Here is a 13,073-nt window from a genome sequence, read left to right as displayed (position 1 = left end):
TTCTTATGAACGCTTTTTACAATAAAGAAGGTGTGGGAGATACGCTTCTGATCTCTCTTAAAGATGCAGCACGCGAAGAAATCGGCTATGAAAGAGAAGGCGATGTCGTCAGAATCTTTAACAAAGAAACAAAAGAAACGACGGGCTTTAACATTTTTAACGTGTCTTCTTACTTACAGATTGAGGACAACGGCCCCGTCGCTTTGTCTGAGACATTCGTTCAGGATGTGAATGAAATACTGAACAGAAACGGCGTTTCAGAAACGCTGACGGTTGACCTTTCTCCGAAATTTGTTGTCGGTCACGTTGAATCGAAAGAAAAACATCCGAATGCGGATAAACTGAATATCTGCCAAGTGAATGTGGGAGAGGAAACCCTTCAAATCGTTTGCGGCGCGCCGAACGTGGACAAAGGGCAAAAAGTCGTCGTCGCTAAAGTCGGCGCGGTAATGCCGAGCGGACTTGTGATTAAAGACGCTGAATTAAGAGGCGTTCCGTCAAGCGGCATGATCTGCTCCGCGAAAGAACTCGCTTTGCCGGATGCGCCGGCGGAAAAAGGGATTCTTGTTCTTGAAGACAGCCGCGAGGCCGGCGAAGCATTTCAATTCTAACTCCCATAAATAAGCGCACAGAATCGAATGATGTGAGAGAAAGCCGTTAAGCAGGCCTGCTTAACGGCTTTCTTCAGTTGGGAGCTTAATCTTTTCTGAGCCGCCCGGCAATGGTATACTAAATATCGTCCCAGACTACTAAAAAGGGAGTTAGAGAGTGATTAAACATGAGTTGGCTGAATAAATTTTTTGACTTATTTTTAGGTGAAAAAGAAGAAGAGCATGAACGTGAACCGAACACGCATGCCCAAATCCCGAAACAGCACATACCGGATCAGCCAGAAGGCAAATTAACGCGCATGGAAGATCCTAAAATATATTACGAATATCCGAAAGGGAATTTCCGCTTCCCTGTCGTTCCGGACGGCTATAAGCGAACGGAGCAAAACCAAAGACAGCGGGAAAGGCACGAACGCCGCCAGCCGTCCCGGGGTTATGCCGCCGGGAAGGAGCAAACCGAGCGGAAACAGCATACACATAAAGAGCCTGATGCCGTGAAAAAGCCCTTTAAACCGTCATCCATTCCTTCACCGGTTTACGGCTTTCAATCTCAGCACAGCATCAAAAAAGCGCCTATTTCCGAAAAGCGGCGTGAAGAGAACGTAACATTGCTGTCAGAGGAGCAATTTGTTCCGCCAAAATCCGGTCAGGAAACGGAAAAAGAGCCCGTCTTCACAACATCCGGCATAACAAAACAGACGAATGACCGGCCAGACCCGTTTGCGAAACAAGAAACGGAAGAAATCCAGGCCGTTAAAAAAGAGGAGCTTCACACCGAGGCTGAGAATGCAAAAGAGCAAGTGTTTGCAGCACCAGAACCGCAGCAGGCTGAAGAGCGGGAGCACACGGAAAGCGCGGAGTCTGCCGGCTTTACAGAAGAACAGGAGCATGAACAAACCCGCCCGCAGCCTATAATAGAGCCTGAGTATGAAGCATCCCGAACGGCTGACAACACAGAGGAACAAGCGGCGCCGCAGGAGGAATATCAAGAGCCTGAGCCGGAAAAAGCACCGCCTTTTGAAACCGCAGAAGAACCGGTGTATACATACACAGAACCCGGATACGATGAGGAAGTTCAGCCGCAGTCTGAAGACAAGCCCGAATCAGGTGAAACCGACGCGAAACAGGAAGCAGATGCTCAGCCTGAGTACAATGAAGCCGAGCGGCATTCAGATTCCGAGCCTGAACCTGCAAGCATCGAGACGGCCGATGCCCCGTCCCGGCCTGCCGAAGAAAAAACGGAGCATCGCGGACAGCCTCAGACTGTGAAAAAAGCGGAGCGGCCGAAAGAGCGCAATGTTCCGTTTAACGTCATGATGCTTAAAAGCGATAAACACAAGCAGACGAAGACGCCAGAGGGCGGAGCGAGCTATGTCTTTCCGAATCTGTCGCTTCTGGACGTACCGCCGGCGCAAAGACATGACGACCAATCGTGGATTGAAGAACAGCGCGAGCTTTTAAACGTTACACTGAAAAACTTTAATGTGCGCGCCCAAGTCGTTCATGTCACACAAGGCCCGTCCGTCACACGTTTTGAAGTGCATCCTGAGCCCGGAGTGAAAGTAAACAAAATTACAAACTTAGCAGATGATATTAAACTGAGCCTGTCTGCCAAGGATATTCGGATTGAGGCGCCGATCCCCGGTAAAAACACGATCGGCATTGAAGTTCCGAACCGCGTAAGCAAAGTCGTCGATTTACGGCAGATGATCAGAAGCGCCGCTTTCAGGACGAATCCGTCTCCGCTTACAGCCGCGCTCGGTGTCGATATTTCCGGAAACCCGGTCGTCATTGATTTGAAAAAGATGCCGCACGGGTTGATAGCGGGTGCGACAGGATCGGGAAAAAGCGTCTGCATCAATACCATTTTGGTCAGTCTGCTTTATAAGGCGGATCCGAGTGATGTCAAAATGCTTCTGATTGATCCGAAAATGGTCGAGCTTGCGCCTTATAACCAAATTCCGCATTTGGTCAGCCCCGTCATCACGGACGCCAAAGCCGCGACCGCCGCGTTAAAATGGGTTGTGGAAGAGATGGAACGGCGATATGAACTGTTTGCCCATTCGGGTGTGAGAGATATCGGCCGCTTTAATGAATTAACCGCCGATCATAAGACAGGCGAAAAGCTCCCGTACCTCGTAGTGGTCATTGATGAGCTTGCTGATTTAATGATGGTCGCGCCGAACGATGTGGAAGAAAGCATTGCCAGGATCGCGCAGAAAGCGAGAGCCTGCGGCATTCATCTGCTTGTCGCGACACAGCGTCCGTCTGTCGATGTCATTACCGGAATGATCAAGGCAAACATACCGACGAGGATTGCATTCTCCGTCTCAAGCCAGGTAGATTCCAGAACGATCATCGACATGGCGGGAGCGGAAAAGCTGCTCGGAAAAGGCGACATGCTGTACTGGGAAAACGGTACCGGAAAACCGGTGCGCCTGCAGGGCAACTTTGTATCCGACAGAGAGATTGACCGCGTCGTCTCTCATGTCAGAAAGCAGCTGCCGCCTTCTTATTTGTTTGAACAGGAAGAACTGATCAGGCAGGGAACCGCCCTCAAGGAAGAAGACGAACTGTTTCCTGAGGCGTGCCAATTCGTCGTGGAGCAAAACAGCGCCAGCACCTCAAGCCTTCAAAGAAGGTTCAGAATCGGTTATAACCGCGCCGCGAGGCTGATTGACATGATGGAAGCCGAAGGCATGATCTCAGAAGCGAAGGGCAGCAAACCCCGTGAAGTGCTGATTACGGCCGCTGACATTGCTCAAGAATAAGAATATCGTTCATTTTTCTCACAAACATGGTATGATAGTGGATGGACCATCAAAACTGCATCACTGTCACGCGCTGAAATATCATGCGGCAGGTTTAATCAAAAAGAAAGTTACAGATACTGACGATAACGTAAAAATAAATGGAAGCGCCGCTGTGCGGGCTTTTCGCCCGCGGCGGTCGCAAAATGAAATGAGCGTCATATACTGGGGAACAGATAGACGTTTGTTGGAGGTACGATTATGACTGTTTATCATTTTGTTGGAATAAAAGGGACAGGTATGAGCCCGCTTGCTCAAATCCTGCATGATACAGGGTATCAGGTGCAGGGATCGGATATCGAGAAGCAGATTTTCACTCAGGCTGCCCTTGAAAAAAGAAATATCCCGATCTATCCGTTCAGCACCGATAACATCAAACCCGGCTTAACGGTAATCGCCGGAAACGCATTCCCTGATTCTCATCCGGAAATCGCAAAGGCGCTCGCTGAAGGGATTCCTGTCATCAGATATCATAAATTTTTAGCTGAATATATGAAAAAATATACAAGTGTCGCGGTAACGGGCGCACACGGCAAGACGTCCACAACGGGCCTCTTGGCACACGTGATGCAGCAGGCGAAGCCGACTTCGTTTCTTATCGGGGACGGGACGGGCAGAGGAAATGAAAGCAGCGAATACTTTGTATTTGAAGCCTGCGAGTACCGCCGTCATTTCTTAAGCTATCAGCCTGATTATGCGATTATGACGAATATTGATTTTGACCACCCTGATTATTTCGCCAACATTGACGATGTGTTTGATGCTTTCCAAAACATGGCGCTTCAAGTCAACAAAGGCATCATTGCCTGCGGTGATGACGAGTACCTGCCGAAAATTCACGCCAATGTGCCTGTCGTGTATTACGGCACGGGAGAAGAAAACGATTTTCAAGCGAGAAACATCGTAAAAAATACGGAAGGCACGACATTTGACGTCTTTGTCCGCAATACGTTTTACGATACGTTCTACATCCCGGCATACGGCCATCACAATGTCCTCAATTCCTTAGCGGTCATTGCGCTCTGCCACTATGAAGAGATAGACGTGAACATGATTAAGCTCGGACTTGAATCATTCGGCGGCGTCAAACGCAGATTCAATGAAAAAGTGATCGGCAGCCAGGTACTGATCGACGACTACGCCCACCATCCGACTGAAATCAAAGTCACGATTGAGGCGGCGCGCCAAAAATATCCCGAACGTGAAATCATCGCGGTATTTCAGCCGCATACGTTTACACGGACGCAATCATTCCTGGATGAATTCGCAGAAAGCTTAAGCGCGGCCGACCGCGTGTATCTGTGTGACATTTTCGGCTCTGCCCGCGAGAACGTCGGCAAGCTCACGATCACGGATCTTCAGGAAAAAATCGATAACGCAGAACTCATTGAAGAAAATGACACATCCGTGTTAAAAGCGCATGAAGGCGCAGTGCTGATCTTCATGGGCGCCGGAGACATTCAAAAATATATGAGAGCCTATGAAAACGTCATAGCGTAACGAAAAAGCAGTGGGGCTCTCACTGCTTTTTTGTGCGTGCTGCAAAGGGATTTACCGAGAAACGGAGAAATAGTATACATACAGATCTTTCATATATGTTTATCATTTTAAGAATTGGGTATATACCACTATATCCTGCAATAAGGAGGTATTAGATGATCATCATTCTTTACTTAAGCGTCGCACTCATTGCCGTTGCATTTCTCATCCTCGTCATCTATCTGTCCAAAACATTAAAGTCCGTGCAGATGACTTTAACAAACGTTGCCTCGACTTTAGACGGCCTTGAAGGGCAGATGAAAGGCATTACCGCAGAGACAACCGAGCTGTTACATAAGACAAACCGTCTCGCGGAAGACATTCAGGAAAAATCAGAGAAATTAAATACGGTTGTCCATGCTGTCCAGGAAGTGGGAACTTCCGTCCAGCAGTTTAATACATCCATAAAGCAGGCAGCAGGTTCCGTTACGGCCTCTGTAAGAGAGAATCAGGATAAGATCAGTCAGGTTGTCACCTGGAGCCAGGCCGCTATGGAAATATGGGACAAGTGGAAGCAAAAGAAAAAAACATCGCTTTAATCATAAGAAAAATCCACTAAGGAGGAATCATAATGAGCAAAGATGGAATCAATAGTAAGGATTTTTTAATCGGAACGCTGATCGGGGGAATTATCGGCGCGACAACGGCGTTGTTTCTGGCGCCTAAATCAGGTAAGGAGCTGCGCGACGATCTCGGCAGTCAGGCTTCTGCGTTAAAGGATAAGACGGACAGAATGACGGCCGACGCGAAAGAAAAAGGCTCTCAATATGTCAGCATCGCCAAGGACAAAACATCTAATATCACCCAGCTGGTAGCTGATCAGTCAGGCCAGATTATGAATAAAGTGAAGGATTTAAAAGACCGTTCTAAGAGCACACTAACCGAGAAAGCCGAAGAGACGAGAAGCGAAATGCAGGACACGGCCCAAAGCATCAAGGCCGAAGCGGAAGACGCCGGGGAAAAAGCCGGTCAGGCAAATCGCTGATCTTCAATAAGGAGAGATAACCGACATGACAAAACAGCTGATATCGTCTGAAGAAGAGTTCAAAAATGCCGCTGAGAAAGAAAACACGCTCGTGTTTTTGAAACACAGCACAACCTGCCCGATCAGCCAAGCCGCGTTTCAGGAGTTTGACGCCTTTGCATCGGAGCATTCGGAAGTGCCTTCTTATTACCTGCAGGTGCAGGACAGCCGGCCGCTTTCAAACTATATCGCCGAGACATACGGCGTGAAACATGAAAGCCCGCAAGTATTCGTCATTACAAACGGCGAAGTGAAATGGCACACGTCTCATTCACAAATCACAAAAAACGCAATAGAGCAGCACCTTTCATAATTGCTGGCCGCCGGTTGATACCGGCGGTTTTTTTTTGAAAAAAACTATTGATCATTTCAGCCGGATCATGTAGGATATCAATATACGTTACTTCAACGCATAAAAGCTTAAAAGCGTTTTGGTGATAAAGTAAAATGTGAAAAAATTTATTATTTCATATTCCTATTTTCGCATAACTGTAGTAAGATGCATGTTAACCATTAAAATAAAACATAGCATAGAAGGGATGAAAAAGATGAGCAACAAGGAATTAGAGAGCCTAAGACAGCAGGCAGACGCACTAAACTTAGAAATCCTTAAATTAATCAATGAACGCGGAGCCGTTGTAAAAGAAATCGGTAAAGCAAAGGAAGCACAGGGTGTCAACCGATTTGACCCTGTCAGAGAGCGTACAATGCTTAACCGCATTATTGAAAGCAATGACGGCCCATTTGAAAACTCAACGATCCAGCATATTTTCAAAGAAATTTTCAAAGCCGGACTTGAACTTCAAGAAGAGGATCACAGCAAAGCGTTGCTCGTCTCCCGGAAGAAAAAAGCAGAAGATACGATCGTTGATATTAAAGGCGAAAAAATCGGTGACGGCGATCAGAGATTCATCGTCGGACCTTGTGCCGTAGAAAGCTATGAGCAGGTTGCCGAAGTAGCGGCCGCAGCGAAAAAACAAGGCATTAAAATCCTGCGCGGGGGCGCGTTTAAACCCCGCACAAGTCCGTATGATTTCCAAGGTCTCGGTGTAGAAGGCCTGCAAATTCTTAAACGCGTCGCTGATGAATATGACCTCGCGGTGATCAGTGAAATCGTAACGCCCGCCCACATTGAGCAAGCGATTGATTACATTGACGTCATTCAGATCGGCGCGCGGAACATGCAAAACTTTGAATTGCTGAAAGCGGCCGGCTCCGTTAAAAAGCCGGTATTGTTAAAACGCGGTCTTGCCGCAACAATTTCAGAGTTCATCAATGCAGCTGAATACATCATGTCACAAGGAAACGATCAAATCATTCTTTGTGAGCGCGGAATCAGAACGTACGAAACGGCAACGAGAAACACACTCGACATTTCTGCCGTGCCGATTTTGAAACAGGAAACTCACTTGCCGGTGTTTGTTGACGTCACACACTCAACAGGACGCCGCGATCTCCTGCTTCCGACAGCAAAAGCGGCGCTTGCGATCGGCGCTGACGGCGTGATGGCCGAAGTTCACCCTGATCCTTCCGTTGCCCTTTCAGACTCTGCGCAGCAGATGGATATACCTGAATTCGAGAAATGGCTGAACGAATTAAAGCCAATGCTGAAAGTAAAAGCATAATACAACGTTCCGCTCTTTAAAGGCCGCCTCGCGCGGCTTTTTTTTCGTATCTTCATTTTATTTAATTATAAAATGAAAGTGAACGTTTTCATCACTGGGAAAAACGTGTATAATTTCATGAGAGATATTTAAATTTGATGAATAATGAAAAATAATGTACACTACTGACTTACGCTTACAATCATAAACGACAGAATGCGAAATCGTACGACATTTCTTTACATAAAGTGTTTATGCTATAGATAAGGATAAGTGTATCCAGTAAAAGGAGTGGTTTCAGTGAGCAACATTACGATATACGATGTGGCCAGAGAAGCAAATGTCAGTATGGCAACTGTTTCCCGCGTCGTGAACGGCAACCCGAATGTAAAACCGACGACCAGAAAAAAAGTATTGGAAGCCATTGACCGGCTCGGCTACCGCCCGAACGCGGTGGCAAGAGGGCTTGCAAGCAAAAAAACGACAACGGTCGGCGTCATCATCCCTGATATCTCAAGCATTTTCTACTCGGAACTTGCGCGTGGAATTGAAGATATCGCGACGATGTACAAATATAATATTATTTTAAGCAACTCGGACCAAAATCTTGAGAAAGAACTGCATCTGTTAAATACGATGCTCGGCAAACAAGTGGACGGTATCGTATTTATGGGCGGCAACATTACGGACGAGCATGTCGAAGAATTTAAGCGCTCTCCTGTGCCGATCGTCTTGGCGGCATCAGTGGAAGAACAGGGCGAGACGCCTTCTGTCGCCATTGATTATGAACAGGCGATTTATGATGCCGTTAAGCTTTTCATTGATAAAGGGCATCGCGATATCGCATTCGTCTCCGGACCGATGCAAGAGCCGATCAACCGTTCGAAAAAACTGCAAGGGTACAAACGGGCGCTTGAAGAAGCGGCGATTCCGTTTAACGAGCAATTCGTAGCGGAAGGCGATTACACCTATGATTCCGGTATGGAGGCGCTTCAAAGCTTGATGGGCCTTGACCGGAAACCGACGGCGATTCTTTCTGCGACGGATGAAATGGCCCTCGGCATTATCCATGCGGCCCAAGATCAAGGTCTTTCGATTCCTGATGATCTTGATATTATCGGTTTTGACAATACGAGATTGAGCCTGATGGTCCGCCCTCAGCTTTCAACAGTCGTGCAGCCTACGTACGATATCGGCGCCGTGGCGATGAGACTTTTGACAAAACTGATGAACAAAGAGCCGGTTGAAGAGCATATCGTCGAATTGCCTCACCGCATCGAATTAAGACAATCAACCAAGTCATAAAAAAACGGAAAAGCAAGCTTCACTCTGAGGGGTGGAATCTTGCTTTTTTACTTGAGTAAGGAGAAGATATGAAACGTTTTGATTATCTGACGCCCGTTGGCTTTATGTTAGGCTGTATTATTGTCGCAATCGGTATTCTGTCAGGGACGGGACTGGCGGGAATCAGTTCATTTTTAGATTTGACTTCTTTTTTAATCGTCACAGGTGGCCTTGCTGCGGCGGTCTTTATCAGTTTTCCGCCGAGGGATTTAAAGAAAACCCCTTCTGTTCTGAAACAGGTATTCTCCCGTCAGGATGACAATGTGAAAGAGCTTGTCAGAGTATTTGTCAGCCTTTCGGAGCAGGCGCGCAGGCAGGGGCTGCTGTCTCTGGATGACCAGGCGCGTGAGATCAAGGATCCGTTTTTAAAAAAAGGGCTTTTGCTTGCGATTGACGGCTGGGACGAGGAAACGATCCGGCTGGTGATGGATTCTGAGATCGCCGCGATGGAAGAAAGACACAGAAAAGGAAGACGCGTTTTTGAAAAAGCCGGTGATTTCGCACCCGCCTGGGGAATGATCGGGACGCTCGTCGGACTCGTTCTCATGCTTAAAAACTTAAATGACCCGCATACCCTCGGACCGAACATGGCCGTTGCGCTATTGACGACGCTGTACGGAGCGCTGCTTGCCAACTTGGTATTTATCCCAATCGCGGCAAAGCTTGAAGAAAAAACGGAAAGTGAAATTTTCATCAAACAGGTCATGATCGAAGGGGTTGTCGGCATCCAATCGGGCAAAAATCCCCGCAACCTCGAAAGTCAGCTTGTCGTCTTCAGCTCAAGAGAAGACTGGCGTAAAGGACAGCCTGCGAACAAGAAAAAGGGCGCTGTCCATGAAGCTTAGAAAAGAGCGTTTTGAAAGAAGAAACAAACCGGAACATTCCGGCGGTTCACCAAGATGGATGGTGACGTTCGCTGACTTGATCACGCTCATTCTCGTGTTCTTTATATTGCTTTTTTCGATGTCGCAAATAGACGCGGAAAAATTTCAATCTGCCGTTTCATCGATTCATACAAACGGCAGCGGGGGTGAACCGGCGTCATCAGACAAAGCAAACGAAAATAAAGAACAGGATTTGCTGTTACAAAACGTGAAGACATACATAAAAGCGCATCATTTGAGTTCGAAATTGACGGCGAAGCGCGATGAGCGCGGAGTGGTTCTGGTGCTGCAGGAGGCCGTTCTGTTTCAGACAGGAAAAGCGGATGTGCTGAAAAACGCCGAGCCGGTTCTGCATCAGATCGCGGTGCTTTTAAAAACAATTCCGAATGACATACAGGTAGAAGGCCATACGGACAGCCGCCGGATTTCCACCTATCAATTTCCGTCGAACTGGGAGCTGTCGTCTGCAAGAGCGGCGAGTGTGATCCGGTATTTTACCGCGAATGAAGACTTTTCCGCCAAACGGTTTATCTCTGCCGGGTATGCGGATACGAAACCTGTGAAGGACAACAAAAGTCCCGGACATATGAAAGAAAACCGCCGTGTAGAAATTGTGATCAAAAAAACGACCTCCTCATAAGGTCGTTTTTTATTTTGTCTTATACCGCTGCTCAGACCGGATGGCAAAAAGTGCTTTTTCCACGGTTTGGGCATTTTTTTCTGAAATTTCTTCTTTGCGGGGAATCGGAGGATATAATTGTTCAGGATCACTCCAAAAAGCGGGCAACGTGCAGGGGGAGTGCTTCTGCCATTTATCAATCCATTTCTGCGGTATGCGTTCCCCGGGATCAATCCCTTTCATCTCAAGCCAAATGCGGCTCCATGCTCTCGGGACGACTCTCCAAATATCGTATCCGCCGCCGCCGACCGCGATCCATCTGCCGCTGCAATATTGATGGGCTAATGAATGAGCGAGCCGCGGGATCTCCTGATAAATGGAGATTGTATTGGACAGGTGTGTCAACGGGTCGTAATAATGGGCGTCCGCACCGTTTTGGGTAAGAATCACATCCGGTTTAAAAAAAGCCGCGATTTCTGAGGCGGCCGTTTTGTAAGCGTGAAGAAAGGAATCGTCCTCTGTGAAAGCGTCCAGCGGAATGTTAAAAGAATAGCCGTAGCCTTGCCCGCTTCCTTTTTCCAGTACCTGTCCCGTCCCGGGAAATAAATAACGCCCGGTCTCGTGAAAAGATACAGTGCAGACATCAGACCTGTCGTAAAACGTAAATTGAACGCCGTCGCCGTGATGGGCGTCTGTATCAATGTATAGCACTTTTGCCCCGTAGTTCTTCTGGATGTATTGGATGGCCACGGCGCTGTCATTATAGATACAAAAGCCTGAGGCCCTGCCGCGGAAGCCGTGGTGAAGGCCGCCTCCTAAATTGCAGGCGTGCCTAGCTTGTCCCGTCATGACATAATCAGCCGCCGTTAAGGTGCCGCCTACCAGAAGTGACGCGGCTTCATGCATGCCGGCAAAAACGGGGGTGTCTTCCGTTCCGAGACCGTAGCTTTCTCCTTCTGCGGCAGGGAGCCGGCCCGCACCCGCTAGTTCCACCGCCTGTATATAATCCTCCGTATGAACGAGAGCCAACTCTTCTTTAGCGGCCGTGCGCGGTGTGACGATATCTCCTTCGTCAAACGCATCCGCCGCCTGAAGCAGATCGTATGTTAAAAGCACGCGGCGCTGATTGAACGGATGTTCCTGATGAAATTGATACGTCTGATAAGAAGGCGAGTAAACAAAAACGCTGTCTCTCATGGCTGATCCCTCAAATGTTTCGGCCATAAGACATTGTATCCGGCTTCTTGAACGGCACGGATAAAAGGGAGCGGATTCATCGTCTTCACCCGGAAGACGAGAATGTTCGACCCGGCGGAATCATGGGGATAGACGAGCACACTCAGGATTTGCAGCTGAAGATCACGGCACATGCAGCTGAGATCAGCAAGGCTTTTTGTCATATCCGTCACCAGGATTTCCACCTGTGATCCCGGCTGGGCCGCGCCTGTCAGGCTGACGAAAGTCCGGAGCACGTCGGTTTTCGTTAAAATGCCCGTCAGCTTATGGTTTACCATAATCGGCAGACAGCCGATGCCGTGCTCATAAAAGGAAGCGGATATTTCTTCCACAAAGTCAAGCGGGTGAGCGCAGATGACATTCCGTTTCATAATGGTCTCCACTTTGTTTGTCAGAAACACGCCGCGTTCCTTTTGGTCAAAGCTGCCGGGGCCGGCCTGTTTAATGTCTCTGTCTGTGACAATACCGATGACGTGCAGCTCGTCGTCGATGACAGGGAGATGGCGGATATGATATACCTTCATTTTACGGACGGCTGTTTCAATGGAGTCGTGTTTTGAGACGGTGATGACGTCCCGTTTCATGATTTGTTCTGCAATCATCTTTTTATCCCCTTTGTATGTCAGTCAATACATAAATCGCTGATAAAAACGAAGCCTGTCGAACTGTTCAATTGACTCCTGACTGACGTGCCTGCCGATGCGGGCCATCAGACAATTGGCCGGGTGAGAGCTGATTTCCGGTTCATCCGTTGCGAACCAGACAAGACCCCCGGCATTCATCATCTTTTCCATGATCTTTCTGTATTCCCACACATCTTTTTTCATTCCTTTTAAATCCCAATGCCAGTAATATTCCGTCGTCATGATGATGTACCGTTCCATCTGTTCATCCATCATGCTGACTGTCAGCAGCGTTTTTCCGACAGAACAGCCCCTGTAGCCGGGAGCGACCTCGATCGCCCCGAGTTCAAGGAGGTCTTCCATATTTCCGTCAGACCACCGTTCAAGCGGATCAGGATATAAATACGTCACATAGCCGATAATCGTCTGTCCGTCCCTGGCGATAATGATCCGACCTTCAGGAAGCCCGGCGATCTCGATTAACGCTTTGTGCTGTTCATGAGGAAGGCGAAAGGCTGTCAGGCCTTCATGAAACTCATACTGTGCTAGGTCCTCTGGAGGAACGGGCCCTTCTACTAAAAGAGGGCCGGCTGCTGTCTGAATTGATGAAGAATGGTACGTTTTATGATGTTTCACTGATTCACCGCCTGTCGGTTCTTAATAAAAACACATCTCCCTTAAGCATAACAAAATATAAAGCGTTTTCAATAGTGTTGTAATTTATATTTTAAAAATTGAGAAAACTGTGAACATCTACTATAATTAGTCTATAGATAAGC

The 13,073-nt window shown here is 47.9% G+C and carries 13 protein-coding genes; 10 read left to right on the top strand and 3 right to left on the bottom strand.

Annotation, left to right across the window (positions count from 1 at the left end; genetic code table 11):
- The first annotated feature begins 5 nt into the window (after positions 1-5).
- The 10 genes from ytpR to motS all read left to right on the top strand — a co-directional run bounded on the left by ytpR (position 6) and on the right by motS (position 10,456).
- The gene (gene ytpR, locus U2H13_RS14245) at positions 6-611 is read left to right on the top strand and encodes a YtpR family tRNA-binding protein (protein WP_003152375.1); all 606 of its coding nucleotides are present in this window, start codon (positions 6-8) and stop codon (positions 609-611) included.
- 167 nt (positions 612-778) lie between these two features.
- Positions 779-3,382 (top strand): DNA translocase FtsK, encoded by a 2,604-nt coding sequence (locus U2H13_RS14240; protein WP_376700507.1) that lies wholly within the window; start codon positions 779-781, stop codon positions 3,380-3,382.
- Between the two features lie 240 nt (positions 3,383-3,622).
- Positions 3,623-4,921 carry a UDP-N-acetylmuramate--L-alanine ligase gene (gene murC / locus U2H13_RS14235; RefSeq protein ID WP_061862490.1) on the top strand — a complete coding sequence of 433 codons (1,299 nt, stop codon included), beginning with the start codon at positions 3,623-3,625 and terminating at the stop codon, positions 4,919-4,921.
- A gap of 155 nt (positions 4,922-5,076) precedes the next feature.
- On the top strand, positions 5,077-5,499 hold the full coding sequence (locus U2H13_RS14230) for a DUF948 domain-containing protein (protein WP_007408777.1): 423 nt from the start codon (positions 5,077-5,079) through the stop codon (positions 5,497-5,499).
- 32 nt (positions 5,500-5,531) lie between these two features.
- Positions 5,532-5,945 (top strand): YtxH domain-containing protein, encoded by a 414-nt coding sequence (locus U2H13_RS14225; RefSeq protein WP_003152380.1) that lies wholly within the window; start codon positions 5,532-5,534, stop codon positions 5,943-5,945.
- 25 nt (positions 5,946-5,970) lie between these two features.
- Positions 5,971-6,297: a bacillithiol system redox-active protein YtxJ gene (gene ytxJ / locus U2H13_RS14220; protein ID WP_029973314.1), complete on the top strand. Its 327-nt coding sequence runs from the start codon at positions 5,971-5,973 to the stop codon at positions 6,295-6,297.
- A 235-nt stretch (positions 6,298-6,532) separates the two neighbouring features.
- A complete protein-coding gene (locus U2H13_RS14215; protein WP_003152383.1) occupies positions 6,533-7,609 on the top strand; it encodes a bifunctional 3-deoxy-7-phosphoheptulonate synthase/chorismate mutase in 1,077 nt (358 codons plus the stop codon).
- Positions 7,610-7,888: 279 nt separating this feature from the next.
- Positions 7,889-8,893: a catabolite control protein A gene (gene ccpA / locus U2H13_RS14210; protein WP_003152385.1), complete on the top strand. Its 1,005-nt coding sequence runs from the start codon at positions 7,889-7,891 to the stop codon at positions 8,891-8,893.
- Between the two features lie 68 nt (positions 8,894-8,961).
- Positions 8,962-9,777, top strand: a complete 816-nt coding sequence (gene motP, locus U2H13_RS14205; RefSeq protein WP_003152386.1) for a flagellar motor protein MotP — start codon at positions 8,962-8,964, stop codon at positions 9,775-9,777.
- A complete protein-coding gene (gene motS, locus U2H13_RS14200; RefSeq protein ID WP_003152387.1) occupies positions 9,767-10,456 on the top strand; it encodes a flagellar motor protein MotS in 690 nt (229 codons plus the stop codon). Before motP ends, motS begins: the two co-directional genes overlap by 11 nt.
- 9 nt (positions 10,457-10,465) lie before the next feature.
- Here the strand turns inward: motS and U2H13_RS14195 are convergent, their stop codons facing one another.
- From U2H13_RS14195 to U2H13_RS14185, 3 genes are read right to left on the bottom strand one after another with little or no spacing between them, the layout of a single operon-like run.
- Positions 10,466-11,632: an acetoin utilization protein AcuC gene (locus U2H13_RS14195; protein ID WP_021494463.1), complete on the bottom strand. Its 1,167-nt coding sequence runs from the start codon at positions 11,630-11,632 to the stop codon at positions 10,466-10,468.
- Positions 11,629-12,273, bottom strand: a complete 645-nt coding sequence (locus U2H13_RS14190; protein ID WP_021494462.1) for an acetoin utilization AcuB family protein — start codon at positions 12,271-12,273, stop codon at positions 11,629-11,631. The genes U2H13_RS14195 and U2H13_RS14190 overlap by 4 nt, the downstream gene beginning before the upstream one ends.
- Positions 12,274-12,297: 24 nt before the next feature.
- Positions 12,298-12,930, bottom strand: coding sequence for a GNAT family N-acetyltransferase (locus U2H13_RS14185; RefSeq protein WP_015240397.1), 633 nt, complete (start codon positions 12,928-12,930; stop codon positions 12,298-12,300).
- Positions 12,931-13,073: the final 143 nt, after the last annotated feature.

The organism is Bacillus sp. A1 (assembly GCF_042296235.1).
Taxonomy (GTDB): Bacteria; Bacillota; Bacilli; order Bacillales; family Bacillaceae; genus Bacillus; species Bacillus velezensis.
This window is presented reverse-complemented; position numbering and strand designations above follow the sequence as displayed.

What these genes read in the sequence shown, in the direction of transcription:
- motS (WP_003152387.1), top strand. Translation starts at nt 9,767, where the DNA reads ATGAAGCTTAGAAAAGAGCGTTTTGAAAGAAGAAACAAACCGGAACAT.
- ytpR (WP_003152375.1), top strand. Translation starts at nt 6, where the DNA reads ATGAACGCTTTTTACAATAAAGAAGGTGTGGGAGATACGCTTCTGATC.
- U2H13_RS14240 (WP_376700507.1), top strand. Translation starts at nt 779, where the DNA reads ATGAGTTGGCTGAATAAATTTTTTGACTTATTTTTAGGTGAAAAAGAA.
- ytxJ (WP_029973314.1), top strand. Translation starts at nt 5,971, where the DNA reads ATGACAAAACAGCTGATATCGTCTGAAGAAGAGTTCAAAAATGCCGCT.
- motP (WP_003152386.1), top strand. Translation starts at nt 8,962, where the DNA reads ATGAAACGTTTTGATTATCTGACGCCCGTTGGCTTTATGTTAGGCTGT.
- U2H13_RS14215 (WP_003152383.1), top strand. Translation starts at nt 6,533, where the DNA reads ATGAGCAACAAGGAATTAGAGAGCCTAAGACAGCAGGCAGACGCACTA.
- U2H13_RS14195 (WP_021494463.1), bottom strand. Translation starts at nt 11,632, where the DNA reads ATGAGAGACAGCGTTTTTGTTTACTCGCCTTCTTATCAGACGTATCAA.
- U2H13_RS14230 (WP_007408777.1), top strand. Translation starts at nt 5,077, where the DNA reads ATGATCATCATTCTTTACTTAAGCGTCGCACTCATTGCCGTTGCATTT.
- U2H13_RS14225 (WP_003152380.1), top strand. Translation starts at nt 5,532, where the DNA reads ATGAGCAAAGATGGAATCAATAGTAAGGATTTTTTAATCGGAACGCTG.
- murC (WP_061862490.1), top strand. Translation starts at nt 3,623, where the DNA reads ATGACTGTTTATCATTTTGTTGGAATAAAAGGGACAGGTATGAGCCCG.
- U2H13_RS14190 (WP_021494462.1), bottom strand. Translation starts at nt 12,273, where the DNA reads ATGATTGCAGAACAAATCATGAAACGGGACGTCATCACCGTCTCAAAA.